Genomic DNA, 24,318 nt, shown 5'->3' on the forward strand with positions numbered 1-24,318 from the left:
CTTAACCTTTGCTAACTACTGGCTTACCAAATGGGGAAGCGTACACCGTGACTATTTATTATAGAGTGACTTATTCAATATAAATGCAAAAAGGCCCTGGCTCAACAGCCAGGGCCTTTTTGATTCCTCTGCGGGGCTAGTTATGCAAACTGAAACCAGTACCGTTGGATCGCTAAATCGGCTTCATTGCTCAAAAATGCATCGCCCCATTCATCACGTGTATGAATCAAAAAATGGTAGATAGCCTGCCCTTGCGCTTGAGTAAACTGCCTCGCTTTGTCAATGAACGAGTTAATTTCAGTATTGGTACGAGCGAGTTGATTTTGTAGGAACTCATTCAACTCAATAGCAGGCAATTTATCCCCTACGTCGAACCGCTGTATTTTCTCGGCTACCACGGCAATGTCAACCTCAGTGGGCAGCTTCAACAAAAGCACCACCATGCTGATGCCCTCGTCCACGACACTGCTATCCCGCAGCAGCGAACACATAAAGGTGGGGAGGTAGTATTTGAAGCCTTCTTTACTCATAAACGAAAGGCCCGTTCGCTTTGTCGATAAGACGTCGTCCGGCACCTGGTGCCACAGGTGGCCTTTGAAGGCATCTCGTATTTCGATACACTCTAAATGAACGCCTGTATTGTCGTACACGATGTTGTCGTCGCCGGGGTAGGGCTCGTCTTTGAAAGCAGCCGTGATTTCGGCAATAAGCTCAGTGGGATTCATAGCTGGAGGCAGTCGAGTAGTAGGAAGTGGTGTGGAACGGTTACGCAAACTGAAACCAGTACCGTTCGATGGCGGTAGCTGGCTCGCTCTCCCAATAGTCCTCGCCGTGTTCGTCGCGCATATGGGTCAGGAAGTGATAAATAGCCCGACTCTGCGCTAGGCTAAACTGACTGTAGCGGTCAATAAAGCGATGCACTTTTTCATTCATTTTCTGAAGACGAGTCTGATAGTACTCGTTCCAGTCGATTGCTGGCATGCGTTCATCTAAGCGGTAGCGTTTCATGTTGAACGCTGAAATCATCTCGTCCACTTCCGCCGGCAAGGTGAGAGTGAAAATAAGTCCGTCCGGAATGGAGTCAGCTTCGGCATAAGCCCGCACGGCAAATCGTAAATAAGCAGGTAGATAATACCGAAGCCCCTTTTTGCTTAGAAAAATGTAAGCTCCTTGTTCCTGCTGCATTAGCTCGTCGGGCAGTGTCTGCCACGTATGCACCTTGAACGCGTCCCGGATTTGCAAGGACTCTAAATCGTAATCAGGCGCATTGTTAGTCACGATATCCGAATCACCGGGATATAACTCGTGTTGAAAGCTCGCATTAAGCTCGGCAATTAATTCGTCTGCGCTCATGGCTGGAGTTAGGCTCTAGATGGGACCTAGTCTAAAGGCCGACGTGATAATGTAGAGAATGAAAAGTGCCGCGCCCGCCAAAGTGGTGGGGACTATATAATCTGGCTGGTGGTCAGTGGGCTTAGTGCTCGGGTCGCGGCTGGGTATGGGCACGGGCGCGGGCTCAGGAAGTGGACCGCATTGACGTTCATAGATGGTCACACAGTTTTTGATGCCAAGTCTTCGTCGCTCTACTTCTTCCTTATGTATATCATTTCCACCATTAAAACACTGATCCATAATTGTTTGTCGCGCCTTAATACACGCTTCAGTGATGGCTATTTTTTCAAGCAGTGAAGGACATGAATCAAATTTTGTACACCTAGAGGACACTCCCTTGGACCTACACGCCAACTCCACTTGTTTTTGCAGTGCGGCCGTTACGTCCGGGGGGCAACTCGATACATCAGTGGATGCGGGAGCGGAGGCCGCCATAGCAGCAGCTGGCACGCCGTGGTCGCGGGCAGCGGGTGCGACAAAAGCTTTAGATGAATCACCAGTGCCAAGTGTAAATCCAGTGGGGTCAGACAGCGTCAGGGTCAACTGGTAAGCCCCGGTGGTTATGTCACCCATGACGAAGCTCTCCGTATAACCCACGCAGTAGGCCCCGGCCATCCGCAGTGTCTCCAAGGCTTGGCCCGAGGCGTCCTTGAGCGTTACTAACTCCACCGCTAAGCGCTTCTGGGGGGTACTGGCCTAGACCAGTAGCATCTCGTAGGCCGGCCCATCGGGCACGTTCAGCAGAATCTCGACGGGCTGGTGATGAACTTTTGCTACAACCCGCCCCCGATCATTCGTGGCTTGTGTAGCCTGATAGAAGAAGCGCAAAACGGGTAGAACGTGGCCGTCAACGCGCAACTCGGCTGCGAAGGAAGTCATAAGCTTGATGATAGACGAAGTCAAGAGAGGCAGATATGCTGACCTGCATCACGAAGCTTTTCTGGTAGACTGCCACCAAAACTGCCACACAGAATAATAAAAAAGGCCCTCACGATGCTGTGAAGGCCTTTTTAGTAGTCCGTAGGGGAATCGAACCCCTGTTGGTAGAATGAAAATCTACTGTCCTAACCCCTAGACGAACGGACCGTTTTTGTTTTGGTGGTGCAAAGATACTGCGCGCTGGGTTCAATGCAAGTCAAGTAATAAAAAAAAGTGTCTTGTGAACGAAAGGATGCTGTTTTTCAGGTAAAAAGATTTTTAATTGGCTGCTCATGCTGCTTGCTGAGTTCTGTTGACGGGTCGGTAGCTAGTCGTTATCCCTCAAGCGTCATCGTTCGTAAATAGAGCGGTTGGGGTGGACGAGGCAGTGATACCGGTCAACCCGCGCCTGCCTGCTATCTTCGCCCCGCGTTTCAACCGGCTGCCAGTGTGGCGGCCAGTCACCTATTTTTCCTGTTTTGCTATGGCAAAAATTAAAGTCGCCATCAACGGCTTCGGCCGCATTGGCCGCCTCACTTTCAAGTCGCTGCTTGGCCGCGACAACGTGGAAATCGTCGCTATCAACGACTTGACCGACAACAAGACGCTAGCCCACCTACTGAAGTACGACTCCGTGCACGGCCGCTTTGATGGCACAGTGAGCTACGACGAGGAAAGCCTGACCGTGAATGGCCAGCGTATCTCGGCCCTCGCTGAGCGTGACCCCAAGCTGCTCCCCTGGGGCGATATGGGTGTGGATGTGGTGCTGGAGTCAACTGGTCGCTTCGTGGACGAAGCCGGCGCGGGCCAGCATCTCACCGCTGGTGCTAAGAAAGTTGTGATTTCGGCCCCCGCCACCGGCAACATTCCTACCGTAGTGCTGGGTGTAAACGAGGACATCCTCACCGGCGCGGAAACTATCCTCAGCAACGCCAGCTGTACCACCAACTGCCTGGCCCCGATGGCTAAGGTGCTGGACGATGCCTTCGGTATCGAAAAAGGCTACATCACCACGGTACACGCTTATACTTCGGACCAAAACCTGCAGGATGCTCCTCACAAGGACCTGCGCCGTGCCCGCGCTGCCGCCTACAGCATCATCCCGACCAGTACTGGTGCGGCTAAGGCCGTGGGCCTGGTGCTGCCGAAGCTGAAAGGCAAGCTTGATGGCCTGGCCATGCGGGTGCCCGTGCCCGATGGTTCGATGACCGACCTGACCGTTATTTTGAAAAAAGAAGTAACTAAGGACGAAATCAACGCGGCGCTGAAGGCTGCCGCCGATGGCCCGTTAAAAGGCATCATCGAATATGCTACCGACCCGTTGGTGAGCATCGACATCGTGGGCAACCCCCACAGCTGCATTTTCGACTCGGAGCTGACGTCGGCCAATGGGACGCTGGCCAAGGTTATCGGCTGGTACGATAACGAGTTTGGCTACTCGACCCGCACGGCTGATTTGATTCAGAAGCTCGGCGAGCAGATGAATGGATAGTGTAGGCGATGATTACATAATGTGCTGACTTTTGCACGAGGTAACAAAAAAGCCTGCCTAGCGGTAGGCTTTTTTGCTATTTGCATGGAACGACCTATTCCGTATAAAGGAGCTGCCCATCGGCTTAGCCAGCACCTCAGCGCATTGCCGAATCAATACTTCAAACAAGCAACTCCTTGCCCAAAACCTGCTTTATCCTGAATCCTACCGCCGGCCCTAGCCATCGCCGCGATATGGCGACGCTGATTGCCCGACATTTTGGCGTGCTGGAGGCTGATTATGAAATCCGCCTGACCCAGTACGCCGGGCACGCCGTGGAGTTGGCTAAAGCGGCCGCCGCCGAAGGATTTCGAATAGTGGCGGCCGTGGGCGGCGATGGTACCGTGAACGAAGTAGGCTGTGGCCTGCTGGGTACGGATGCCGCGCTGGGCATTATTCCACAGGGCTCCGGCAACGGCCTGGCGCGTCACTTGAAAGTGCCATTGGGCCTGGCCGCCGCGTTGCGCCGGCTGGCCACGCCCACATTCAGCCGCATGGATGTGGGCATGATGAATGGCCACCCGTTTTTCTGCACGGCGGGGCTGGGGTTTGATGCGCACGTGAGCCAGCATTTTGCCCAGGCCGGCTCGCGCGGCCTGAGTACCTACCTGCGGGTGACGCTGCGCGAATACCGCCGGTACCGGCCGGTGCCGGTGCAGGCCAACCTCAATGGCCAGGAAGTGGCAACGGATTGTTACGTGCTGGCCTTCGCCAATGCCTCGCAATACGGCAACAATGCCTACATCGCACCCCTGGCCGACCTGCGCGACGGCCTGCTCGACGTCTGCCTGATTGACGCGCTGCCGGTGGGCCGAGCCATGCGGGTGAGCCTGGCCATGGCGCTTGGCAACCTCCCGCAATCCAAAGCCGCTGAGTATTTTCGGGTGCCGCGGGGGCGGGTGGTCGCCCAGGCGCCCATCGGTTTTCACGTCGATGGCGACTATTTAGGGCACGCCACCGAGTTTGCGGTCGAGCTATTACCGTTGGCCTTGGCGGTGGCGGTTTGATGCTGGTTGATTGACTCGGAGCCGTCAAGGATTGAATGCCAACTGAGCCAGGTAAGGACGTTAATTGATAACTGTGTAAATGAAAAACTCTCGCACTGGGGTAGTCTATTCTACCAATCCCGATTTCTCTTATCAGAACGATGAGCCGGCTGCCGTGACCACACTGCCGCCCCAACAGCAGCAGCTGCGGGTGCAGCTTGATAAAAAGCAGCGCGGCGGCAAGCAGGTGACCTTGGTTACTGGATTTGTGGGCACTGATGCCGATTTGCAGGCGCTGGGCAAGCTGCTCAAGACGAAGTGCGGCGTGGGTGGCAACGCCAAAGACGGCGAAATTCTGGTGCAAGGCGACTTCCGCGAGAAGGTGCTGGAGGTGCTGCTGAAGGAAGGTTACAAAGCCAAAAAAGCCGGGGGCTAATTGCGCCGCCTGGTTTGTAACCGCTGTAAAGCCGGAATTATGGGCGTGGTCGTCTGCGGGGGCGAGGTCTGCCCGGGCGAAGGTTTCGGGCATGCTGCCCCCGCTGCCGTCGGAGCCGGTGTAAGCAGGGAAATTAGTAGGTTTATTGACCTGCCAGGCGGGCCAGCGCTTTGGCCACGTCTTCGGGAGTGTCGATGCCGAAGGCATCCAGCTCGGTTTCGGCACAGCGGATTTGAAAGCCCGCTTCCAGCCAGCGGAGCTGCTCCAGGCTTTCGGCCGCTTCGAGCGGCGACACGGGCAGCTGGGTGAGCTGCTCCAGCACGCTGGGCTTGTAGGCGTAGAGGCCCAGGTGGCGCAGGTAGCGGTGGTGAGCCAGCCACTCGGCGGGCTCGCGGCCACGCTGGTAGGGGAGGGGGTGGCGGCTGAAGTACAGCGCATTCCCCTGCTGGTTGAGCACCACTTTGGGGAGGTGAGGGCTGAACAATTCTTCTTCCGAAATCACGGGCTTGACCAGCGTGGCAATATCGGGCGCCGTGGGGTCGGCGGCGAATAAATCGACTTGGAACATACTCACCAAGGCGTTGATTTGCTCGGGGTGAATGAACGGCTCATCGCCTTGAATATTGACGATGCAGCGGATATTGGGGGCTGCGCCGAGCTGCTGGTAGGCCTCCCACACGCGGTCGGTGCCGCTGAGGTGGTCGGGGCGGGTTAGGACGGCCTCGCCGCCGAAGTCGAGGACGTGCTGCCGGATGCGCTCATCGTCGGTGGCTACCACCACGCGGTCGAGCTGCGCTTGCTGGGCCTGGTGCACCACCCGCTGAATCATGCTTTGGCCGCCCAGGTCGACGAGGGGCTTGCCAGGCAGGCGGGTGGACGCGAAACGAGCGGGAATAAGGCCGAGGACCATGCGGGAAGGAGAAAAAGCCGGAAAAGCGGGAAAATTCAAGCCCAAAGAACGGGTTCAGGTGCTTCTAATAACGAGCCGGGGCTAATTGCCCACCGGTTTTTGCGTTATTTTGTCTTCACCAGCTCCCGGGCTGGCTCCTGGTATAGATTTCGCAAGGCTTATTTTATGACTTTAATTCTTTCGGCGCTCACGTTGCTGGCTTTGGGCGGACCCGGTACCGGGAAAGCCGACCATTCGAAAAGCGCCCCCACTGACTCTATTGGTGTGGAAATTCGGGGTGGCCAGCGCTTTGTGAAGCATCGCGTGGCAGCCGGCGAAACCCTCACCGCCCTCACGCGTCGCTATCACGTAACCCTCGATCAGATTACGGCCGCTAACCCGCAGATTAAAAATGGCCTGGGTATTGGCCAGATAGTTTTTGTGCCGCGGCCCGCCGCGGGCAAAACCGCCGCTCCGGCCCCCGCCACTGGTAAGGCCCCCGTGGCCGCCCCGACCCCTGCCACTAGTAAGGCCGCCCCGGCTCCCGCTACTGCTGGCACCGTGCCCGCCAGCTACACCGTGGCCAAAGGCGAAACCCTCTTCGGCATTGCCCGCCGTTTCCAGCTCACCCCCGATGAGCTTATCAAGCTAAATAAGCTGCCCGCCAATGGTGCCGTGCGCGTGGGCCAGCAGCTGATGCTCTCGGCCACGGAGGCCAGCGCGGCGGCCGTAACGGCGGCCACCAATACTGCTACGGCCACCACTCCCGCCGCAGCCAAACCGGCGACTCCGCCTGTGCGCCCTGCTGAGCTGGAGGCCATTCCCGCCACGCCGGTGGGCAAAACCCCGGCCGCGCCGGTTCCCGATAAGCCCGCCCAGATTGCGACCGTGACCACCACGCCGCCCGCCGAGGAGGACAAGGAAGAGCGTACCCCCAGCCGCGCCAGCGAAGTGCTGGCCCGCGTGGTAGAGTCGGGCCTGGGCGCGCCCATCGAACGAAGCGTGACCGATAAGTACCTGGCCCTGCACAAAACGGCCCCCGTGGGCACCATCATGCAGGTGAAAAACAGCATGAATGGCCAGTCGGTGTACGTGCGGGTTATCGGCAAACTGCCCGATACGGGTGAGAACAACAACATTCTGGTGCGCCTCTCGCCGCGCGCGGTGCAGAAGCTGGGCACCGCCGATTCCCGCTTCCGAGTCGAGACCAACTACATTCCGCAGTAAGCGGCGGTTGGTTAGTTGAACGAGCAGCACGTCATGTAAGAAGAACGTCATGCTGAGCGGAGCCGAAGCATCTCCCGTGTGGTAGTAACTCAATCGATTGGATTACTGCCCCGAGCGAGATGCTTCGGCTTCGCTCAGCATGACGGTCTTTTTCTCTAATCCTTCCTTCTTTCTTTCCTTCCTCCTTCCCCGTTGAATATCACCCAGCTCCGCCGCCAGCTCGACGCTCAATACGAGCGCTACAACCGCCCGGAATTCATTGCCAACGACCCTATTCAGATTCCGCACCGCTTCACTCGCCGGCAGGATGTGGAAATCAGTGCGTTGTTTGCGGCGCTGCTGGCCTGGGGGCAGCGGCCCACCATCATCAACAAGTGTAATGAGCTGCTGCGTCGCATGGACGACGCGCCGTATCAGTTCGTGACCCAGCACCAGGATGAGGATTTGAAGCGCCTGCTGGGCTTTTGCCACCGCACTTTTTGCGATACCGATTTGCTGTATTTCGTGCATTTCCTGCGCGACTGGTACCGGCAGCACGACTCCCTGGAAACCGCGTTTCTGGTGGGCCACACGCAGCGGGAGCGCCTCGAAAACTTCCACGTCCGCTTCTTCAGCCTGCCCGATGCGCCCCAGCGCACCCGCAAGCACGTGGCCACACCGGCCCGCAAGTCGGCCTGCAAGCGCGTGAACATGTACCTGCGCTGGCTGGTGCGCCGCGATGACAACGGCGTCGATTTCGGCCTCTGGACCCGCCTCTCGCCCGCCGACCTCATCATGCCCATCGACTTGCACGTCGAGCGCCAGGCCCGCCCGCTGGGCCTGCTCACCCGCAAGCTGGTGGACTGGCAGGCGGCGGAGGAGCTGACGGCCAACCTGCGCAAGCTCGACCCCACCGACCCCGTGAAGTACGACTTCGCGCTGTTTGGGGCCGGGGTGGATAAAGAATAGCACTCAGCCCTGCCATGGAAAATCAATTCCGCTTGCGGCTCACCAAAACCTCCACCCTGGCCAGGACCTTCGGGGTGGTGGCGAATCTGGCCTTGTTTCTGGGTTTCGGCTGGCTTATCATGAACCGGCAGGTGTCGACGGGGCGCCTGATGGCCATCATGATTCCCGCTGCGGTAGTGGTGTACCTGCTGGGCCGACTATGGCTGACTTACGACGCCCTGGTGACCGTGGAAGCCAACCGACTGCTGGTGCAGCCTCTGAAAAGGCAGGCGGCAACCGTTATTTCGTTTAGTGAGGTGGAGTCTTTTTCGTTGGAAAAGACCCGCAAGACTGAGCTGCTGAGCTTCAAGCTCACCGATGGTACCACTCGGGAATTAGACGGCATCATGAGTGCCGACGACACATTCGCCGATTTCGTGCGTGCCATGGAGCAAGCCGCCGCGCAGTATCAGGCCCGGCATCCGGCCTTCATGGCGCGGGGCGCGGGCTTTGCCGCCGCATAGTGAGGGGGCGTACCCGTTGGAATCTACTGGGTACGATTAACTGGCTACTGGCTGGGGGCCGGCTACCACCACTAGCAGCGCATCCTCGGCGGTGCGGGTGAGGCGGTGATAGAAGAACCGGCCCCGCCGCTCGCGCAGCGTGAGGCCGCGCGTGAACAGCTCCAGCGCCATGCGCGAGCCCGCCCGCCAGCCCAGGCCCGCGGCGGCTTGCAGCTGCTCGGTATCCAGCTCGGGGTGCTCCATCAGGGCCACCAGCATGCGGGCGAGGCGCAGGTGAGTGCGGGCATCGCGCACGCCCTGGGGTGGCAGCAGCCACGCCTGAATGCGGGCCAGCACGGCGGCCGGCTCCTGGCTGGGTGGTGGGGGTGGCGCGTCGCGCTCGATGAGGCGCTGGGCAAAGCGGGCGGCCAGGGTATCGGCAGCGGAGGGAGGTAGCATGGCAGGCAAGCGAAATAAGAGGAACGCGGGGCTGAAGATAAGCATAACTGCCTCGCGGCCTTCAATCACGGCCCTGGTAATGACCAGCAATGCCTCCTTTGATGCTAAAAAGGCCTTAATGTATATGGACTTAGCCTTATTTCTTGTTATAAAGGCCCTAAGCAGAGCAAGTAAAGTTCTAGTTGTGTAGATAAAAGCCTTAGTGGCTACAGTAGTGGCCTTCCTCTTGGTGGGTATAGCCTTAGTGGGCCCAGTCGCGGCCTTGGTGGGGGCCGGAGAAGGTGCGCTGGGGGCGAGAGGTAGCTCGCGCGAGAGACATACAAGAGATAAACAACTCATAATGTCGGCGAATCTTCCCGCCCTATCTGCTGTTTACCTTCGTACCTTATTCTGAAATACCGAAAGACTACTTTCTTGCTCTTACCCCAACACTTCGAACAAAAAATCGGCTTTACAACCCTGCGCGAGCAGCTCGAAGCCAACTGCCTTTCGGCCCTGGGCCGGCAGTACGTGGCGCGCATGGAGTTCCAGACCAAGCACGAGCCCCTGCTGAAACTGCTGCAACAGGCCGACGAATTCGCCTACCTGCTGCGCGCCGGGGCCGATTTCCCGGCCTCGCACTACCACGACGCCAAGGTGCACCTGAAGCGGGCGGCCCTGCCCGGCGCCTTCCTCGACGTCGCCGCGTTTTTTGAGGTGAAGATGAGCCTGCGCACCATCCGCCAGGCCCTCAGCTTCTTTACCGAGGCCGACCCTGGCCTGTACCCCACGCTGCGCCTGCTGGGTATTGGCATCCAGGTCGACCGCAACCTGCTGGCGGCTATGGACAAAGTAGTGGACGATGACGGCGCCGTGCGCGACGATGCCTCGCCGCTGCTCCGCCAGATTCGGCAGGAGCTGATAGCCCGGCAGGGCCAGCTGCGGCGGCAGATTGCCGGCATCCTGCGCCACGCCAAAACCGAGGGCTGGATTCCCGGCGACGCCGAGCCCACCATCCGGGGCGGGCGCCTGGTGCTGCCCGTCATTGCCGAGCACAAGCGCAAGGTGAAGGGCCTGATTCACGACGAATCGGCCTCGGGCCAAACGGTGTACATTGAGCCGGAAGCCGTTTTTGAGCTGAATAACGACATCAAGGACCTCGATAACGCCTACCAGCGCGAGCTGATTCGCATCCTCACAGCCCTCACCGACCAGCTGCGTCCGCACATTCCGGACCTGCGCAAAGCCTATTCCTACCTGGGGTTGATTGACTTTATCAGGGCCAAAGCCCGGTTGGCCGTCACGCTCGACTGCCGCCTGCCGCTGCTGCACAACAAGCCCCTGCTGAAGTGGGAAAAAGTGCGTCACCCGCTGCTCCAGCTGGCCTTCGCCCAGCACAAGCGCGACAGCGGCGACGCCCGGGAAGTGGTGCCGCTCGACCTGGAGCTGAACCACGAGCAGCGCGTCCTCGTCATTTCGGGCCCGAACGCGGGCGGCAAGTCGGTGGCCCTGAAAACCGTGGGCCTCGTGCAGTTCATGCTGCAAATGGGCCTGCTCATTCCCTGCGCCGACAACTCCGAGGCCGGCGTCTTCGAGGATATTTTCCTCGACATCGGCGACGAGCAAAGCCTGGAAAACGACCTGTCGACCTACTCCTCGCACTTGCTGGCCATGAAGCAGTTTATGCTGCTGGCCGGCAAGAAAAGCCTGGTTTTGATTGACGAATTCGGCACCGGCACCGAGCCCAGCCTGGGCGGTGCCATCGCCGAAGCCGTGCTCGACCAGCTGAACCGGGCCCGCGTGTACGGCGTCATCACCACGCACTACACCAACCTGAAGAACTTCGCCGAGCGCACCCCGCACCTCGTGAACGGCGCCATGCGCTACGACCCGGAGCGCCTGCAACCGCTCTACCGCCTCGAAGTGGGCAAGCCGGGCTCGTCGTTTGCCATCGAAATTGCCCGAAAAATCGGCCTGCCCAAGGAAGTGGTGGAGCGGGCCTCGCAGCTCGTCGGCAAGGATAAAATTCGGTACGACCGCCTGCTCGAAGGCCTCGAGAAGGAGAAAACCGAGCTCGAACAACGCACCGCCGAGGCCGCCAAAGCCGAAAAGCGCCTCAAGCGCGCCGCCCAGGAATACCAGGACCTCAAGCAGCACATCGAGGATACCCGCCTCGAAACCCTGCGCACCGCCAAGCAGCAAGCCAAGGCCCTGCTGGTAAATACTAATCAGCAAATCGAGGCCACCATCGGCGAAATCCGCCGCGGCCAGGCCGATAAGGAAATCAACAAAAAGGCCCGCGAGAAGCTCGACACCTTCGTGCGCACCGAGCTGCAAATCGAGCCGCCCAAGCCCAAAGCCACCCGCGAGCGCGCCGAAACCGGCGGCCTCCAGCCCGGCGATAAAGTGGCCCTGTTTGGCCAGGACGGCTACGGCGAGGTGGTGAGCGTGAAAGGCAAAACCGCCGAAGTCATGTTCGGCGGGATGAAAACCCTGACCAAAATCAGCCAGCTCGAAAAGCTGGGCCGGGCCGAAATCCGCGAGCGGGAGCAGGCCGCCAAGGCCAAAGCCGGCAAGCTCGGCGGCGGTGGCGCGAGCGGCGGCAACAGTGTCAACATCACCGACCGCATGGCCGGCTTCAGCCCCACGCTCGACCTCCGCGGCGAGCGGGCCGAAGACGCCCTCACCAAAACCATGAGCTTCGTCGACGACGCCGTGATGCTGGGCATGCCGGAAATCAAGTTTCTGCACGGCCGCGGCAACGGCGTGCTGCGCCAGGTAGTGCGCGACTACCTGCGCTCCCAACGCGCCGTGGCCAGCGTGGCCGACGAGCACGCCGATAGGGGCGGCGACGGCGTGACCATTGCCGTGCTCAAGTAAAGCAATAAGGGCGGGCCAGTACCGAAGTGCTGGCCCGCCCTTATTGCTTTCGAGTGCTTCATAGCGGTTACTTTGGTGGCCCCGCCGCCGCGGATTCACTCAATAACCACCAATGGACAAGCCGCAGCAAGCGTACGACATCGAATTCTCGGATACCGGTGACCAGGCCCACGGCTGGTGCTACGGCCAGCCCGTGGGCCTAAGCTCCGCCCAATGGCCCCGCAGCCGCGTAAACGGCCTTCCGATGGCGCACATTTTCACCTGTCTGGTGCCGCCGGATTATCGAACCGAAGGTGAAAGCCGGGTGGCTATTTCCCTGTTTCAGGCCGATGACCACGTGGCCGACGAGGTGAGCGGAGTAGCCGAAGTGCTGGAGGGCGAGCTGCCACCGGAAACCGACCCGGCCGCCGGGCCTTTTGGGGAATCATTACGGACTTACGCCCAGGAAAAGCACCCGCAGGAACAGTATTTCGAGGATTTGATAGGCGGCGGCTGGGCAATGGTCTGGCTGACCGAGCCAGAATTTCGGTCCGCGCCGACCGCAATACCAGATGCGGCCGTGGCCATATTTCCCGGCTACGATAGCACCGACGGCACGAGCGTATATGAGCACAACCAGCCCGCCGAGTATGTGCAGCTAGTGGCCCGGCCCTACGACCCCAACGTGGGCAAGCCCCTCGAAGACTTTCCCGATAAAGAAGCGGCCGACGCCTACATCCCCTTGTTCAGTGCCCAATCGGAAGCACTGGGTTTCGACAAGCTTTTCTGGGGCAAGACCCACTTTGGGGGCACGGCTTCTCCCTGCCAGGGCGTGCCGGCGTTCAGCCCCTTCTACGTTGAGTTCGACGAAATATTCGGCGGTGCCAACCTCGGTGGGGATGGAGTGGCCCAAATAGACCTGCTGAACAAGGAGCTTAATTGGGCTTGTGGGTAGCATCGCAATGGGGCAGCGTTAAGAGAGAGCTCAGGTAGGTAATGATACCCCCATCCAGTGGCTGGTTCTGGGAGTCAAGGTGCTTTCTACTTCGGTGTAGAATTAGAAGTGAAAAGCTCGGCATCCTCTTTCGACTTATTCGCTAAGTCTTGCTCCTACTTGGAAGATGCAATAGAGCGGTTTCGAAGTTGGGGTAAGAATATGCCTTGAATAATCCGGACTTTGCTACTATCCTAATTATTAAAGCGTAAACTGAACTATCTTACACACAGCAATCCGCCTTACTGCTCCACTTCAATCGACTTTATTCCGTATGAAAAGCAACTCTCCTCTTTCCTGCTACGCGCTGCTGCTGGCCCTTGGCCTGACTCATCCGGCGTTGGCGACCGATTACTACGTGTCGGCGACAGGTAGTGATGCTAACGCTGGCACCCCCTTGGGCAGCGCCTGGCGCAACGCCAGCAAGGCGAATACTTTCACGTTTAAACCCGGCGACCGGCTGCTGTTTGAGGGTGGCAAGACCTTCGCGGGCCCAGTGCGTCTAACGGCCACCGACGGCGGCGTGGTCAGCAATCCAGTGGAAGTGGGCTCCTACGGCAGCGGCCGCGCCATCATCGACGGCGGGGCGGGCTCAGGGCTCAGCATCGTGGGGGTCACCGGCATCAAGGTCGGTAATTTGAATTTCGTGGGGCTGGGCCGCAAAACCGGTAATAAGGGCGGCACTGGGGTTTCACTGTCCGGCACGGTTGGCGCAGTGGTTGACCAAGTAGACGCGAGCGGGTTTCAGCGCGCGGGCATTGATGTTTATAACAGCACCGATGTGCGCCTGACGAATATCTACGCCTACGACAATGGCTACGCTGGCATCACGGCCTACGGCTTGACGAATGCCTACGTGGGGTACTGCCGGGCCATCAGCAACCCCGGTGACCCCACCATCACTAATAATCACAGCGGCAACGGCATTGTGGTGTCGGGCAAAAAAATTACCATTGAGTACTGCGAAGCGGCCGACAATGGCTTCGACATGCAGCAGGTGAATTCGAATGGTCCGGTTGGCATCTGGTGCTTCGATGCCGACCAAGTAATCATTCAGTATTGCATTGCGCACAATAACAAGAGTCCCAAAGCCGACGGCGGGGGCTTCGACCTCGACGGGGGCGTGACCAACTCGGTGGTGCAGTACAACTACGCCTACGAAAATAAGAACTACGGCTACCTGGCTTGGGAATACGGCTCCACCACGAAGTGGACCGGCAATACGTTTCGCTACAACATCAGCGTCAACAATTCTGGTCCGGGCTTGCTGCTGGGTACCAGTGGCGGGCAGGGTGTTAGCAACTGCCAGGTGTATCACAACTTGTTCTATAATACTGCCTACCCGGCCGTAGGTCAGTACGGCGGAGCCAGCAACTTCAGCTTTCGCAACAACATCTTTGTCGGGCCTAGCTCCGCCAGCCTCGTGGCCACGGTAAGCGGCCTGACCTACCAGGCCAATGACTATTGGTTTACCAACGGGGGCTTCAACGTGGGCGGCTATGGCAGCCTGGCGGCCTGGGCCAATGCTACGGGCCAGGAAAAGGTCAACGGTGCGCTGGTGGGCCTCAATGCTGACCCCAAGCTCTTCAACCCCGCCAACTACGAGCGGCTGACCGACCCTACCAAACTGCCGACCCTCACGGCCTTTCTGCTGCAAGCCGGCTCGCCGGTAGTTGACAAGGGCCTGAACCTGCAAACCGCTTTTGGCATCGACCCCGGTACCCGCGACTTCTATGGCAACGCCATACCCGCCGGCAGCGGTGTCGACATGGGAGCACAGGAAGTAACTGGGACCACGACGCCATTGCCACCCACAACCAGTTCCAACCTGGCGACCAATCCGAGCTTCGAAGCTGATGCGGCCGCCATGCAGGCCCCCGTGCGGTGGAATACCTGGGCCGGCAGCGCCGGTACCGACGCGGACGCGGACTACACCGAAACCAATGGTGGCGCCCGCACCGGCACCTACCACGGCACCCACTACAAAACCAGTAATTATGAGGTGTATACTTCTCAAGTAGCTGCCGGACTGACCAATGGTTTGTACACGCTGCGGGCCTGGGTGAAGAGTAGCGGGGGCCAAACCCACGCCCTACTGCTGGCCAAGAACTATGGTGGTGCGCAGCTCTCCGTTACGCCCGCTACCACATCGGGCGGCATCAGCGGGGCCTGGCAGCAGGTGGAGGTCCGCAACATCAACGTCACCAACGGGCAGTGCGAGTTCGGTTTCTACTCCTACGCTACTGGCGGGAAGTGGCTGTTTTTCGATGACGTCGAACTCATCAAGCAAGCACCGAGAGCGGCGCGGCTAACGACCAGCACGTCGGCCCGGGCTCAGCTGGGAGCATCGGCCAATTTTGAGAGTTGGCCCAACCCCGTGCAGGATAAGCTGACCGTGAGCTACCCCAGCCCCCTGCTGCAACCGCTGGAGTTACGCGTGTTCAGCCAAACCGGCCAACTGGTGCTGCACCAGCAGCAGGCGCTCGTGCCGGGGGCCAATGTGTTTTCCCTATCCACGAGCACGCTCAGCCCGGGCCTGTACCTGCTGCAAACCAGCGCCGGGGAGCGGGTGCAGCATCAGCGCCTGCACGTGGCCCGTCCCTAAGGTCGTCCTTCCCGGCTTGGCCGGGTCCCCAAGCTGGGAATAAAGAATGTCGCTCAAGGCCCACTGGCCGCTCCTTTCGCCAGATTCCATTGTGGCAACTTGCGCACCATGGTTCTTGCTTGTCAGGTCGCCCTCGGAGCTTGCTTGTCTCTCCCACGGCGCATTTTATGCGGTTGACTCACGCTTGGAGCAATTGGGGGTAGTGTACCGTAGCGCGAACTACAAAGTTCGCGCTACGGTACACTACCCCCAATTGCTTTAGAGGATTAATAGGAAGCTGCTGAAGGTAGCTACCATTGGTGTATGTGGAAGCTCATGCCTACTTATTAAGTAGTTCGAATGGGGAATGTAGGAGAGGAGGTTTGAGTATTTAATAAGACTAGTTGTATTGAAGCTTTGAATTACAAAGTTCTTTAACATACATTTGTTCTGCCCGCTGGCTCTCTGGTTTGACAACGTCTGCGCGGTGCAGAAAAACCAAGTCTACTTTCATTATTAGCCTCTTACGACTGGTTAGCACCAGTTTCAATCAATGCATAGCTTACGCAAGCCCCAGTGGGTATTCCTGGTCAATATTGCGCCGTTGGTGCTACTCATGGCGCTCTGCTACGGCGAGTTCTCGGTGGTGCACACGCTGCTGCCGGTCGAAAGCGTGGCGCAGTGGCAGTGGTTTGGGCTGGGGTTGGGGGTGCTGGGGCTGAGTGCGGGCGGCTATGCCGGGCTACAGCTAGTGCGGCGCCAGCCACTGAATGCTTGGTATAGCGTGGTGGTGCTGTTGGCCTACAGCTTGTGGCTGTGTCTGGCAACTACCCAGGCCAGTGAGCTGCTGCCCGGTAACATCCCCCGCTGGATGGTGCCCACCGACCCGACGCTAATGGCGTGGACGTTTCTGATGCCCGCGCTGGCCCACGCGCTGCTGGCCCTGGTGGCCAAATTCACCCCCGACGACCGGCCCCAGAAGGCCCTGCCCAACATCGTATTCGCGGTGGCGACGCCTATCGCTTGGCTAGTCGTATTCCACGTGCTGGAATGGGTTTTGATGTTTGACGGGGGAGGTGCTGTCACGACGGTCATCATCACGGTGCTGCTGGTGCTCAGTACACTCAGCTTCTTTTTCTTCCTGGTGCGGGCCGTGTACATTATCGCGCTGCGCAAAACAGGTTTCTGGGCCGATAATGAACTGGTTTGGAAAAGCATTATCACTACTCTGCTGCCGCTGATAGGGCTGGGCGTCAACAATGGCTTGTTTTTCGGACAGGGGTTTCGGGGTGAAAATGGCATTTTCGGCAACTTTAGCAGCCCGTGGTTTTACTTCCTGGCCTTGCTGAACGGGGCATTGCTGTGCGTGCCCAGTCCCGTGCGGCCACTGCCACGGCTGCTACTGTTTTTGGGGCGGAGCGTGCTGTTCGGCTTCACTTTTTACTTCTTCCTGGTCTTCCTGCCGTTTTTGCCGCTATCCATTCCAGCCATTATTCTAATTGGAACGGGGTTTTTGCTGCTCGCCCCCACGCTGCTGTTTGTGCTGCACGTGCGGCAACTCAGTCTGGACGTGGCAGCCTTGCATGCGGTTTATCCCAGAGCCGCCGTTACGGCAACTATGGTAGTGGGGCTGGCGGGGTTGCCGCTGTATTTCACGGGCAGCTACTGGCACAGCCGGCAGGTGCTGCACGAGGCCCTCGCCTACGTGTACACGCCCGATTACACCAAAACCACGCGGCTGGACGCCGCCACGCTGGCCCGCACCCTGGCCGTGATAAAGCAGCACAAGGACCAGAACCGCGACCTGTTCTTCGGTAGCCAACTGCCGTACTTGTCGTCCTATTTCAACTGGCTGGTGCTCGATAACCTTATGCTGTCGAACGATAAAATTGCCGACTTGGAGCGGGTATTTACCGGCGAAGCTGAGGTGCCGGCGCCGGTTTTCCAGTCGTTCGACGGCGCCGCTGGCGGCGCGGCGCCGGAGCTGCGCAACCTCACGGCCAGCAGCACCTACGATGCCCGTCAGCAAGCCTGGGTGAGCTGGGTAAACCTGGAAATTGCGAACGCCAACCCTGCCACGCAAAACGGTGAGTATAGCACCACCATCACACTGCCCACCGGCTGCTGGGTGAGCGACTATTACCTCACCATCGGCAACCGGCAGGAGCGGGGCATTCTGGCCGAGAAAAAGGCGGCCGCCTGGGTATTTGCCCAAATCGTGAACGAAAACCAGAGCCGCGATCCTGGCTTGGTAGCTTACCGGGGCACCAACGAAATTGCCGTGCGCGTGTACCCCGTCATGGGCCGCGAGCCGCGCCGCACCCGCATCCAACTCCTGCACAAAGAGCCCTGCACGCTGAGCGTAGAAGGCCGCACCATCGCGCTCGGCGACAGCACCATCGCGCCCCCAGTAGCAGCCCCCGTGGCCACTCCCGGTGGCGGAGTGGTTTACGTGAGTGCCCTGGCCAAGCAGCACTTGCCCCTGGTGCGGCGCCGGCCCTATTATCATTTCCTGCTTGATGTCTCGGCTAGCCAGGCAACGCCGGTGGCGGCCTACCAGGCGCGCGTTGCCCGGCAGGTGGCCCAGCCCCTGCCCAACGGGGACCCGGCCCGCTTCAGCTTGGTCAATGCGTACACAACGCCCGTCGCGGCCGGAGCTGACTGGACGCAAGCCCTGGCCCAAACTTCACCGGTGGGCGGCTTCTATCTCACCGGCGCTATCCGGCGCGTGCTGTTCGACGCGCAGCAGCGCCCCCAGCTGACTTATCCGGTGATAGTGGTTGTGACCGATAGTCTGAAAAAAGCCGTGCTCGACCAGGATTTTGAGGATTTTAGCAGCGCCTATCCGGAAAGCGACGTGTTTTACGTGCTGAAGGCTGATGGGCAGCTGGTGCCGCACTCGCTGCGCCACGCGTCGCGCCAGCCCCTTGCGTTGCGGTCGTCGGATAGCGTCCGCGCCGTTGCCATGCCAGCCGCCGTGCGGGTTTGGCCCACTGCCGCTCACCCCCAGGCTTATTTGCGCGATAATGACGGGGCCGACATCGTGCTCGGCCAGCCGCAGGCCGTGCCCACGGCCCAGGCCACGCCCGCAAACCGCTGGCTGGCCGGTCTGATGCTGCGCGGCTACGGCCAGTGGCAAAGCTTCCACCCCGAAACCACCGACCGGGAGCGGGTGCCCTTCATTCAGGCCAGCTTTCGGGTGGGAATCATGACGCCGTTCACCTCCTACCTGGCCCTGGAAAACGAGGCCCAGAAAGCCGCCTTGCGCCGCAAGCAAACCGAGGTACTGGCCGCTAACGCTTCGTTGGATACGCTGGAAAACGACGAAACGCATCCTACGGAAACACCCATTGACAGCGGCGTAGCGTTTCTGCTGGTGGCTGGCGCTGTGCTGGCCGGCTGGTACTTGCGGCGCTCAGGCGCAGTGGTGGCGTAGCCAAGCCGACTCCGGTACGTTGCTACGTCAATGAGAACTGGCTACCCAACTCAGCCACTTGCACGGCTGAGGTCAGAATTAATAACAAAATAACAAGAGCCGCTTCCTGAATGGGAGCGGCTCTTGTTTGTGATTGGAAGTGCCAGCACAAGCTTTTTCTGACGATTCGGCTGGGTATTTCACTGCCATTGGTTTCCAGAAGGGATAGTTATAGGACTCATTTTATGTCTTATAGTATCATAAGCTAAGCGTGTTTGCTATATTTGTTTTATGTTTCCGTGGTTGGCTATTGCATGCCGCTTTAAAGAGAAATTTAATTACCCCCATTTACCCTATTTAACGGATGAAGAAATTTTTACTGATAATGTTTTTGGTACTTGGAGGTGCCACTGCGCCCGTCTGGGCACAGAAGCAGGGAGCTTACAAGGCGCGTTCGGCTAAGCTTGCCGCTGCTGCCGCCCGGGACAAGGCCGCCCGGACAAAGAGCGTCGCAAATACCTCTCAACCCGTCACCGAGGGCCCGGAGGTTGCTGAATTGTTGCGAATTGAAGAGGCCTGGGCACAGGCCACCATTCAGAATAACGCCGAAGTCATCACGCACCTACTGGCCGAGGAGTACGTAGCCGTCAATTCTCAGGGAGCGGTGACCAACAAGGCCGATGTGCTCTCAGCCATTGCCAACGACGATGCTAAGTGCGACATCAACAAAGCCTTCGATTTTATCGTCCGGGTGTATGGCAATACGGGGCTCGTTATTCACAATACCAGCTTCCGGGGCACTCTGCGCGGCGTGGCAACGAATGGCGAGTACCGTACGATGCACATGTACGTGAAGCGCGGCGGCAAGTGGCTGGTAGTGGCCAACCAAACCACGTTTGTGGCGCCCGCGCGGATGACCGTAGTATCCAGAGACAACCCGGAAAATGAGCGGGAGCGGAAGCGAAAAAAAGGCAGAGAGGTGGCTGGTCAGTAGAAGGCTAGCTATTCGCTTTTATTCTTTATTCAGCAAATAATTTTGCCGATTTATTGCTGGCTTCACAATCGAGTAGGGAAGTAAGATATAAAAAAGGCGACTCCTGCTACCAGGAGTCGCCTTTTTGCGTTGGGAGGCTGAAGATTATGTGATTGTTCAAAAGCAGCTTATTCCACTACTACGCGGCCTACTTGGGTTGCTTCAGGCGTGGTTATCTGCACCATGTACAGGCCCGATTTCAGGGCCGTGGCGTCAATTGGTGAGGTCGGTGCCGGTGAGGGGCCGTGGCCGTGCTAGAGCCCCACATTTCCTCAAACTCCACGGTGTAGACGTGGGCGAGGGCTTGGCCTTGCACGGCAATCACGTTATTGGGGTCGGTGGCGAGCTAGGCGCCCGTCCAGTTCATTGAGCCCGTCCAGACGTAGGGCAGGGTACTTTGGGATTGGGGTCGTTAGCATCGATAATCACAAACTTATTGTGTATGCTGCTGGTGCTGCCGGCGGTGTTCGGGCGGGCAATCCTGGGAATGCCCGCCGTGAGCAGGCCCAAGCTCAGCATGACGGCCTGTTAGCATGGAAAAGGCCAGTTGCTGATTACGGTCTACACACTCTAGTACGGTAAGCGAGGCGATGGCGTCTATTTCGAGCAGCTTAATCCTGCGAACTAACGCGGGCGGCCTTGCCACCACTCGTGGTAACCGGCACGGGCGAGGCCGTTTCCAGCCCGGCCGCATTGCGGGAGCTTACTTCCACGTAGTACGTAGTGCCCGGAAGCAGGCCACTGAGTGTCAAGCTATGGCGGGTCGTCGGGGTTGCATCAGTCCGCACCTCCTTCAATTGGTTGGCATCAAGACCATAGCGGACGCGGGTGTCGCTGGGGTTGGTGGTCGAGTACACCACCGTGAAGCCTGTGGGGCTCACGTTGACGGGCATGGGCTGGTTGGTAAGGCCCGGTAACGGGCTGTTAGCTGGACCGCTGCCCGCACTGGTACCTGAGCCCCCACCGGGCACGAGGTCGGAGGCTAGGCGCGGTAGCAATTGGTAGCCGCCCGTGCCGCCCGGCGCAAACTGGCTCAGCACTCCGCGCACGCTGAAGGATTCGGCGGTGGGCAGGGTAGCATCAACCAGCCCTTCGGGGCCAGTGCTGGCGCCCCCCACGCGCATCAGCGCGCCGGCTTGGCCATCGAGCAGGTAGTTGGCGTTGCTGGCCAGGGTGGGGGCCGGGGTGCCAGCGGGGGTAGACAGGCGCTTGACGCCGGTAACCTCAATCAGACGGCTTTCATTGGCCTCCGTGAATGCCGTGGTGACCTGTGCTGCGGGCACGGCCAGGGCGTGTAGCCGTTGGCCCGAGGCCAGCTTATGGACCGAGGCGATAGGGTCCATTTCCAGTAGGCCGTTGTAGGTTTTCAGCTGGCCGGTCACCTGAATGCTGTCGCCGGCGCGCAGTTCGCCATAGCCCGGCAGCTTGGTGGGGTGGGCGTAGAGGGCGAGGCCGGCCTCGGCATCTTGGATGTAGCGAATGTTGCCCATTTCTGCCCCGTTCAAGACCACTGCCCGCACCGTGACGGTAGTGCCCGTGCCGAGTGCGCGGGCCGCCTTCACACTAAGGATAGGGGGCACCCGCGGTTGAGTGAACGCCCCAAAAGCAGATGCGGCGGTCCCGGAGTGGCTCAAGAATAAGCAGGCAAGGAATAGTAGTTTCATCATCATCGCGAAAATTGAAGAATAAGCAGACTGATGGAAGGAGACTGCTACAAAGCTCGCGAAAAATCCTACGCTTTCAGCCTTTGTAAGACTACAAAGACAGGAGTTTATTATCCGGGGCTAACAACTTATAAAATATTAACTTCCGGATGAAGCTCGACCGCGAACTGCTGGCGGACTGACGCTATTATTTCTTCGGCCAGCTGGCGCAGGTCGTGGCCGCTGGCGCCGCCGTGGTGCACCAGCACCAGGGCCTGGCGGTCGTGCACGCCGTGGGTGCCGGCACCGGGGCCGCGCCGCAATCCTTTCCAGCCGGCCCGCTCGATGAGCCAGGCGGCGGGCACCTTCACGCCGCCGGGCACCGGATAGCCGGGCAGGTCGGGGTACTGGCTTTTGAGGTGGTCAAATTTGGCCTGCGACAGCTCGGGATTCTTGAAGAATGAGCCGGCATTGCCCACCTCGGCCGGGTCGGGTAGCTTGGAGCGGCGGATGTGCACTACGGCCCGGCTCACGTCGTGCGGCGTGGGCTCGCCCTCGATGCCCAACTCGGCCAGGGTTTCGCTGATGGCGCCGTAGCGCACGTTGGGCTGGGCCTGGCGATGCAGGCACAGTACCACCGCCGTGACCACAAACTGGTTTTTGAGGGTGTTCTTGAACACGCTTTCGCGGTAGCCGAAGCCGCACTCGCCGGCCGTGAAGACGCGCAGCTCGCCGGTGCCAATGGCCACGGCTTCCAGATGGTCGAAGGTGTCGCGTAGCTCGGCCCCGTAGGCGCCAATGTTTTGGAGCGGCGCCGCGCCCACCGTGCCGGGAATGAGCGAGAGGTTTTCGATGCCGCTCAGGCCCTGGTCGAGGGCGTATTCCACGAGGCCGTGCCAGCTTTCGCCGGCGCCGGCCCGCACCAGGGCGGTACCCGTTTCGCCATCTTCGCTGCTGATTTCGAGGCCGCGAATCTCGTTTTTTAGCACTACGCCGTTGAAGTCCTGTGTGAACAGCAGGTTGGAGCCGCCGCCGAGGATGAGCTTCTCGGCGTGCTGCACTTCGGGCCGCCGTAGCAACTGGCGTAGCTCATCAGCCGAGGCGAAGCGGGCGAAGTAGCGGGCCTGCACGTCGAGGCCAAAGGTGTTGTAGGGGCGGAGGGAGACGTTTTCTTCGAGTACCATGCCGCAAAGGTATCGGCGGAACCGGGCGTTGGGTACCCGGCGCGGCACCTCACCCCGGTCCCCAGAGCCGTTAAGTTCTGCGGTTCGCTCTCCGCACCAACCTCACCCCCTGACCACTCTACCTGCCGAGAGGGGAGCCTGACGGTTGGGTCATAAGAAGTTGTTTTGAGTCAGGGAGGGCGATGTAGCCATACCTGGCGTCTTGTCGTTGAACGACGTCTACATGACGCCCTGTTAGCATGCATTCTCCAACGCACTGCCGCCTAGCTCCGCGTCTCTGACGCGCGCCAGCAGGCAGAGGCACCCGAACAGGCCCGAGAGTTCCGCGCCACATCAATTGCTAAGAAGCTGTTTGAGTTAGCAAAAACGGTCATGCTGAGCTCGTCGAAGCATGACCGTTTCAACAGGATTTTCAATTAATTCAAACAGCTTCTTAATGGTAGCGTAGCAAACGTTTCAGCGTGAAAATGATTGCTACGCTACGCGGCGGCTCTCAAAAGTAGCAATCATTTCAGCGTGAAAATGATTGCTACTCCTGTCCCTTGGGCAGTTCGCCCCGCGGCTGGTTTTCATGTACTGGCTCACTGCTCATGTCGGGCCCCGCTAGGTATAACTGATACTACTCCCCGAAGCTGTGTGCGTTAGTTGAATATCCTACTGAGATGGTCCTGCTGCGCTGCTTCGACCAGCGCAGCAGGACCGTTTTTAGTAACTTAACCAGCTTCTAAAGGCTTTTCGCCACCTTTGCGGCTATGGATACCAAGCAAGCCACCCGCCTGAGTAAGTTTTTGAGCCTGCACCTGCGCCACGCGCCGGGGGCCATTGGCCTGGAGTTGCAAGAAGGCGGCTGGGTGGCGGTAGATGAATTATTGGCGGCCTGCGCGGCGCACGGCCAGCCCATCGGCCGGTCGGAGCTGGATGAGCTGGTGGCTGACAGCGACAAGCAGCGCTTCGCCTTCGACGCTACGGGCACCCGCATCCGGGCTCAGCAGGGGCACAGTGTGGCGGTCGATTTGCAGCTCAGCCCCGCCGTGCCGCCGGCCGTGCTCTACCACGGCACGGCCCCGGCCGCGCTGCCTGCCATCCGGCGCGAGGGCCTGCAGAAAATGAACCGCCACCACGTCCACCTTTCGCCCGACGAGGAAACCGCCCGCCGCGTGGGCGCCCGTCGCGGCAAGCCGGTTATTCTGACCGTAGAGGCCGGGGCGCTGCACGCGGCCGGCGGCGTTTTTTACGAATCGGGCAATGGCGTGTGGCTCGTCGAGGCCGTGCCGCCGCAGTACCTGCGCGAAGAATAGGCTGGGGCGTGGCCGCCGCAGTACGCAGCCATGGCCGGGCTAACTGCGTAGAGTAACGCTG

22 protein-coding genes and 1 tRNA gene are annotated in these 24,318 nt (G+C 59.4%); 12 read left to right on the forward strand and 11 right to left on the reverse strand.

Going from position 1 to position 24,318, the window contains the following annotated elements; translation table 11 throughout:
- Window positions 1–140 precede the first annotated feature (140 nt).
- The 5 genes from WX88_RS23995 to WX88_RS24010 form a co-directional block, all read right to left on the reverse strand.
- Window positions 141–725, reverse strand: a complete 585-nt coding sequence (locus tag WX88_RS23995; RefSeq protein WP_046246974.1) for a DUF6714 family protein — start codon at window positions 723–725, stop codon at window positions 141–143.
- Window positions 726–765: 40 nt separating this feature from the next.
- Complete coding sequence (locus tag WX88_RS24000) at window positions 766–1,353, reverse strand: DUF6714 family protein (RefSeq protein ID WP_046246975.1); 588 nt, start codon at window positions 1,351–1,353, stop codon at window positions 766–768.
- 15 nt (window positions 1,354–1,368) lie between these two features.
- The gene (locus tag WX88_RS32205) at window positions 1,369–2,007 is read right to left on the reverse strand and encodes a hypothetical protein (protein WP_394331761.1); all 639 of its coding nucleotides are present in this window, start codon (window positions 2,005–2,007) and stop codon (window positions 1,369–1,371) included.
- Between the two features lie 81 nt (window positions 2,008–2,088).
- On the reverse strand, window positions 2,089–2,271 hold the full coding sequence (locus WX88_RS24005; RefSeq protein WP_156176397.1) for a hypothetical protein: 183 nt from the start codon (window positions 2,269–2,271) through the stop codon (window positions 2,089–2,091).
- A 135-nt stretch (window positions 2,272–2,406) separates the two neighbouring features.
- Window positions 2,407–2,478, reverse strand: a tRNA-Glu gene (locus WX88_RS24010).
- A 316-nt stretch (window positions 2,479–2,794) separates the two neighbouring features.
- Between WX88_RS24010 and gap the strand changes: the two genes are divergently transcribed.
- The 3 genes from gap (at window position 2,795) to WX88_RS24025 (ending at window position 5,263) form a co-directional block, all read left to right on the forward strand.
- Window positions 2,795–3,802 carry a type I glyceraldehyde-3-phosphate dehydrogenase gene (gap, locus tag WX88_RS24015; protein WP_046246977.1) on the forward strand — a complete coding sequence of 336 codons (1,008 nt, stop codon included), beginning with the start codon at window positions 2,795–2,797 and terminating at the stop codon, window positions 3,800–3,802.
- Window positions 3,803–3,978: 176 nt separating this feature from the next.
- The gene (locus WX88_RS24020) at window positions 3,979–4,848 is read left to right on the forward strand and encodes a diacylglycerol/lipid kinase family protein (RefSeq protein ID WP_046246978.1); all 870 of its coding nucleotides are present in this window, start codon (window positions 3,979–3,981) and stop codon (window positions 4,846–4,848) included.
- Between the two features lie 79 nt (window positions 4,849–4,927).
- Complete coding sequence (locus tag WX88_RS24025) at window positions 4,928–5,263, forward strand: translation initiation factor (protein WP_046246979.1); 336 nt, start codon at window positions 4,928–4,930, stop codon at window positions 5,261–5,263.
- Window positions 5,264–5,405: 142 nt separating this feature from the next.
- Here WX88_RS24025 and kdsB read toward each other — a convergent pair whose 3' ends face one another.
- Window positions 5,406–6,173 carry a 3-deoxy-manno-octulosonate cytidylyltransferase gene (kdsB, locus tag WX88_RS24030; RefSeq protein WP_046246995.1) on the reverse strand — a complete coding sequence of 256 codons (768 nt, stop codon included), beginning with the start codon at window positions 6,171–6,173 and terminating at the stop codon, window positions 5,406–5,408.
- Window positions 6,174–6,338: 165 nt separating this feature from the next.
- On the opposite strand from kdsB, the gene WX88_RS28270 reads away from it, so the two are divergent.
- The 3 genes from WX88_RS28270 to WX88_RS24050 all read left to right on the forward strand — a co-directional run bounded on the left by WX88_RS28270 (window position 6,339) and on the right by WX88_RS24050 (window position 8,830).
- Window positions 6,339–7,379: a DPBB and LysM peptidoglycan-binding domain-containing protein gene (locus WX88_RS28270; protein WP_052733050.1), complete on the forward strand. Its 1,041-nt coding sequence runs from the start codon at window positions 6,339–6,341 to the stop codon at window positions 7,377–7,379.
- A gap of 198 nt (window positions 7,380–7,577) precedes the next feature.
- Window positions 7,578–8,327 (forward strand): TIGR02757 family protein, encoded by a 750-nt coding sequence (locus WX88_RS24045; protein WP_394331762.1) that lies wholly within the window; start codon window positions 7,578–7,580, stop codon window positions 8,325–8,327.
- A gap of 14 nt (window positions 8,328–8,341) precedes the next feature.
- Window positions 8,342–8,830, forward strand: a complete 489-nt coding sequence (locus WX88_RS24050; protein WP_046246983.1) for a hypothetical protein — start codon at window positions 8,342–8,344, stop codon at window positions 8,828–8,830.
- 36 nt (window positions 8,831–8,866) lie between these two features.
- Here the strand turns inward: WX88_RS24050 and WX88_RS29670 are convergent, their stop codons facing one another.
- A complete protein-coding gene (locus tag WX88_RS29670; protein ID WP_156176398.1) occupies window positions 8,867–9,268 on the reverse strand; it encodes a hypothetical protein in 402 nt (133 codons plus the stop codon).
- Window positions 9,269–9,682: 414 nt separating this feature from the next.
- On the opposite strand from WX88_RS29670, the gene WX88_RS24060 reads away from it, so the two are divergent.
- The 5 genes from WX88_RS24060 (at window position 9,683) to WX88_RS24080 (ending at window position 20,093) form a co-directional block, all read left to right on the forward strand.
- The gene (locus WX88_RS24060) at window positions 9,683–12,127 is read left to right on the forward strand and encodes an endonuclease MutS2 (RefSeq protein ID WP_046246985.1); all 2,445 of its coding nucleotides are present in this window, start codon (window positions 9,683–9,685) and stop codon (window positions 12,125–12,127) included.
- A 112-nt stretch (window positions 12,128–12,239) separates the two neighbouring features.
- On the forward strand, window positions 12,240–13,061 hold the full coding sequence (locus WX88_RS24065) for a hypothetical protein (RefSeq protein WP_046246986.1): 822 nt from the start codon (window positions 12,240–12,242) through the stop codon (window positions 13,059–13,061).
- Between the two features lie 313 nt (window positions 13,062–13,374).
- On the forward strand, window positions 13,375–15,705 hold the full coding sequence (locus WX88_RS28275) for a right-handed parallel beta-helix repeat-containing protein (RefSeq protein ID WP_052733051.1): 2,331 nt from the start codon (window positions 13,375–13,377) through the stop codon (window positions 15,703–15,705).
- Between the two features lie 532 nt (window positions 15,706–16,237).
- Window positions 16,238–19,120, forward strand: coding sequence for an MSEP-CTERM sorting domain-containing protein (locus WX88_RS24075; protein ID WP_046246987.1), 2,883 nt, complete (start codon window positions 16,238–16,240; stop codon window positions 19,118–19,120).
- 343 nt (window positions 19,121–19,463) lie between these two features.
- Entirely contained in the window at window positions 19,464–20,093 is a 630-nt protein-coding gene (locus WX88_RS24080; protein ID WP_046246988.1) for a nuclear transport factor 2 family protein, read from the forward strand.
- A gap of 238 nt (window positions 20,094–20,331) precedes the next feature.
- Here the strand turns inward: WX88_RS24080 and WX88_RS31850 are convergent, their stop codons facing one another.
- From WX88_RS31850 to murB, 4 genes are all read right to left on the reverse strand, one after another.
- A complete protein-coding gene (locus WX88_RS31850; RefSeq protein WP_262489859.1) occupies window positions 20,332–20,457 on the reverse strand; it encodes a hypothetical protein in 126 nt (41 codons plus the stop codon).
- 38 nt (window positions 20,458–20,495) lie between these two features.
- Window positions 20,496–20,651: a hypothetical protein gene (locus WX88_RS30485; RefSeq protein WP_156176399.1), complete on the reverse strand. Its 156-nt coding sequence runs from the start codon at window positions 20,649–20,651 to the stop codon at window positions 20,496–20,498.
- Between the two features lie 92 nt (window positions 20,652–20,743).
- Window positions 20,744–21,712 (reverse strand): fibronectin type III domain-containing protein, encoded by a 969-nt coding sequence (locus WX88_RS24085; RefSeq protein WP_046246989.1) that lies wholly within the window; start codon window positions 21,710–21,712, stop codon window positions 20,744–20,746.
- 212 nt (window positions 21,713–21,924) lie between these two features.
- Entirely contained in the window at window positions 21,925–22,959 is a 1,035-nt protein-coding gene (gene murB / locus WX88_RS24090) for a UDP-N-acetylmuramate dehydrogenase (RefSeq protein ID WP_046246990.1), read from the reverse strand.
- Between the two features lie 752 nt (window positions 22,960–23,711).
- Between murB and WX88_RS24095 the strand changes: the two genes are divergently transcribed.
- Entirely contained in the window at window positions 23,712–24,257 is a 546-nt protein-coding gene (locus WX88_RS24095) for an RNA 2'-phosphotransferase (protein WP_046246991.1), read from the forward strand.
- Window positions 24,258–24,318: the final 61 nt, after the last annotated feature.

The sequence above is a fragment of the Hymenobacter terrenus genome, from assembly GCF_000972495.1.
GTDB lineage: Bacteria > Bacteroidota > Bacteroidia > Cytophagales > Hymenobacteraceae > Hymenobacter > Hymenobacter terrenus.

Excerpts from the sequence above, each read along its gene's own strand:
- WX88_RS24005 (WP_156176397.1), bottom strand. The coding sequence starts at position 2,271 with ATGACTTCCTTCGCAGCCGAGTTGCGCGTTGACGGCCACGTTCTACCC.
- WX88_RS24075 (WP_046246987.1), top strand. The coding sequence starts at position 16,238 with ATGCATAGCTTACGCAAGCCCCAGTGGGTATTCCTGGTCAATATTGCG.
- WX88_RS28270 (WP_052733050.1), top strand. The coding sequence starts at position 6,339 with ATGACTTTAATTCTTTCGGCGCTCACGTTGCTGGCTTTGGGCGGACCC.
- WX88_RS30485 (WP_156176399.1), bottom strand. The coding sequence starts at position 20,651 with ATGCTGAGCTTGGGCCTGCTCACGGCGGGCATTCCCAGGATTGCCCGC.
- WX88_RS24000 (WP_046246975.1), bottom strand. The coding sequence starts at position 1,353 with ATGAGCGCAGACGAATTAATTGCCGAGCTTAATGCGAGCTTTCAACAC.
- gap (WP_046246977.1), top strand. The coding sequence starts at position 2,795 with ATGGCAAAAATTAAAGTCGCCATCAACGGCTTCGGCCGCATTGGCCGC.
- WX88_RS24095 (WP_046246991.1), top strand. The coding sequence starts at position 23,712 with ATGGATACCAAGCAAGCCACCCGCCTGAGTAAGTTTTTGAGCCTGCAC.
- WX88_RS24025 (WP_046246979.1), top strand. The coding sequence starts at position 4,928 with ATGAAAAACTCTCGCACTGGGGTAGTCTATTCTACCAATCCCGATTTC.
- WX88_RS24080 (WP_046246988.1), top strand. The coding sequence starts at position 19,464 with ATGAAGAAATTTTTACTGATAATGTTTTTGGTACTTGGAGGTGCCACT.
- WX88_RS24050 (WP_046246983.1), top strand. The coding sequence starts at position 8,342 with ATGGAAAATCAATTCCGCTTGCGGCTCACCAAAACCTCCACCCTGGCC.
- WX88_RS24065 (WP_046246986.1), top strand. The coding sequence starts at position 12,240 with ATGGACAAGCCGCAGCAAGCGTACGACATCGAATTCTCGGATACCGGT.
- murB (WP_046246990.1), bottom strand. The coding sequence starts at position 22,959 with ATGGTACTCGAAGAAAACGTCTCCCTCCGCCCCTACAACACCTTTGGC.
- WX88_RS23995 (WP_046246974.1), bottom strand. The coding sequence starts at position 725 with ATGAATCCCACTGAGCTTATTGCCGAAATCACGGCTGCTTTCAAAGAC.
- WX88_RS32205 (WP_394331761.1), bottom strand. The coding sequence starts at position 2,007 with ATGGCCGGGGCCTACTGCGTGGGTTATACGGAGAGCTTCGTCATGGGT.
- WX88_RS28275 (WP_052733051.1), top strand. The coding sequence starts at position 13,375 with ATGAAAAGCAACTCTCCTCTTTCCTGCTACGCGCTGCTGCTGGCCCTT.
- WX88_RS29670 (WP_156176398.1), bottom strand. The coding sequence starts at position 9,268 with ATGCTACCTCCCTCCGCTGCCGATACCCTGGCCGCCCGCTTTGCCCAG.
- kdsB (WP_046246995.1), bottom strand. The coding sequence starts at position 6,173 with ATGGTCCTCGGCCTTATTCCCGCTCGTTTCGCGTCCACCCGCCTGCCT.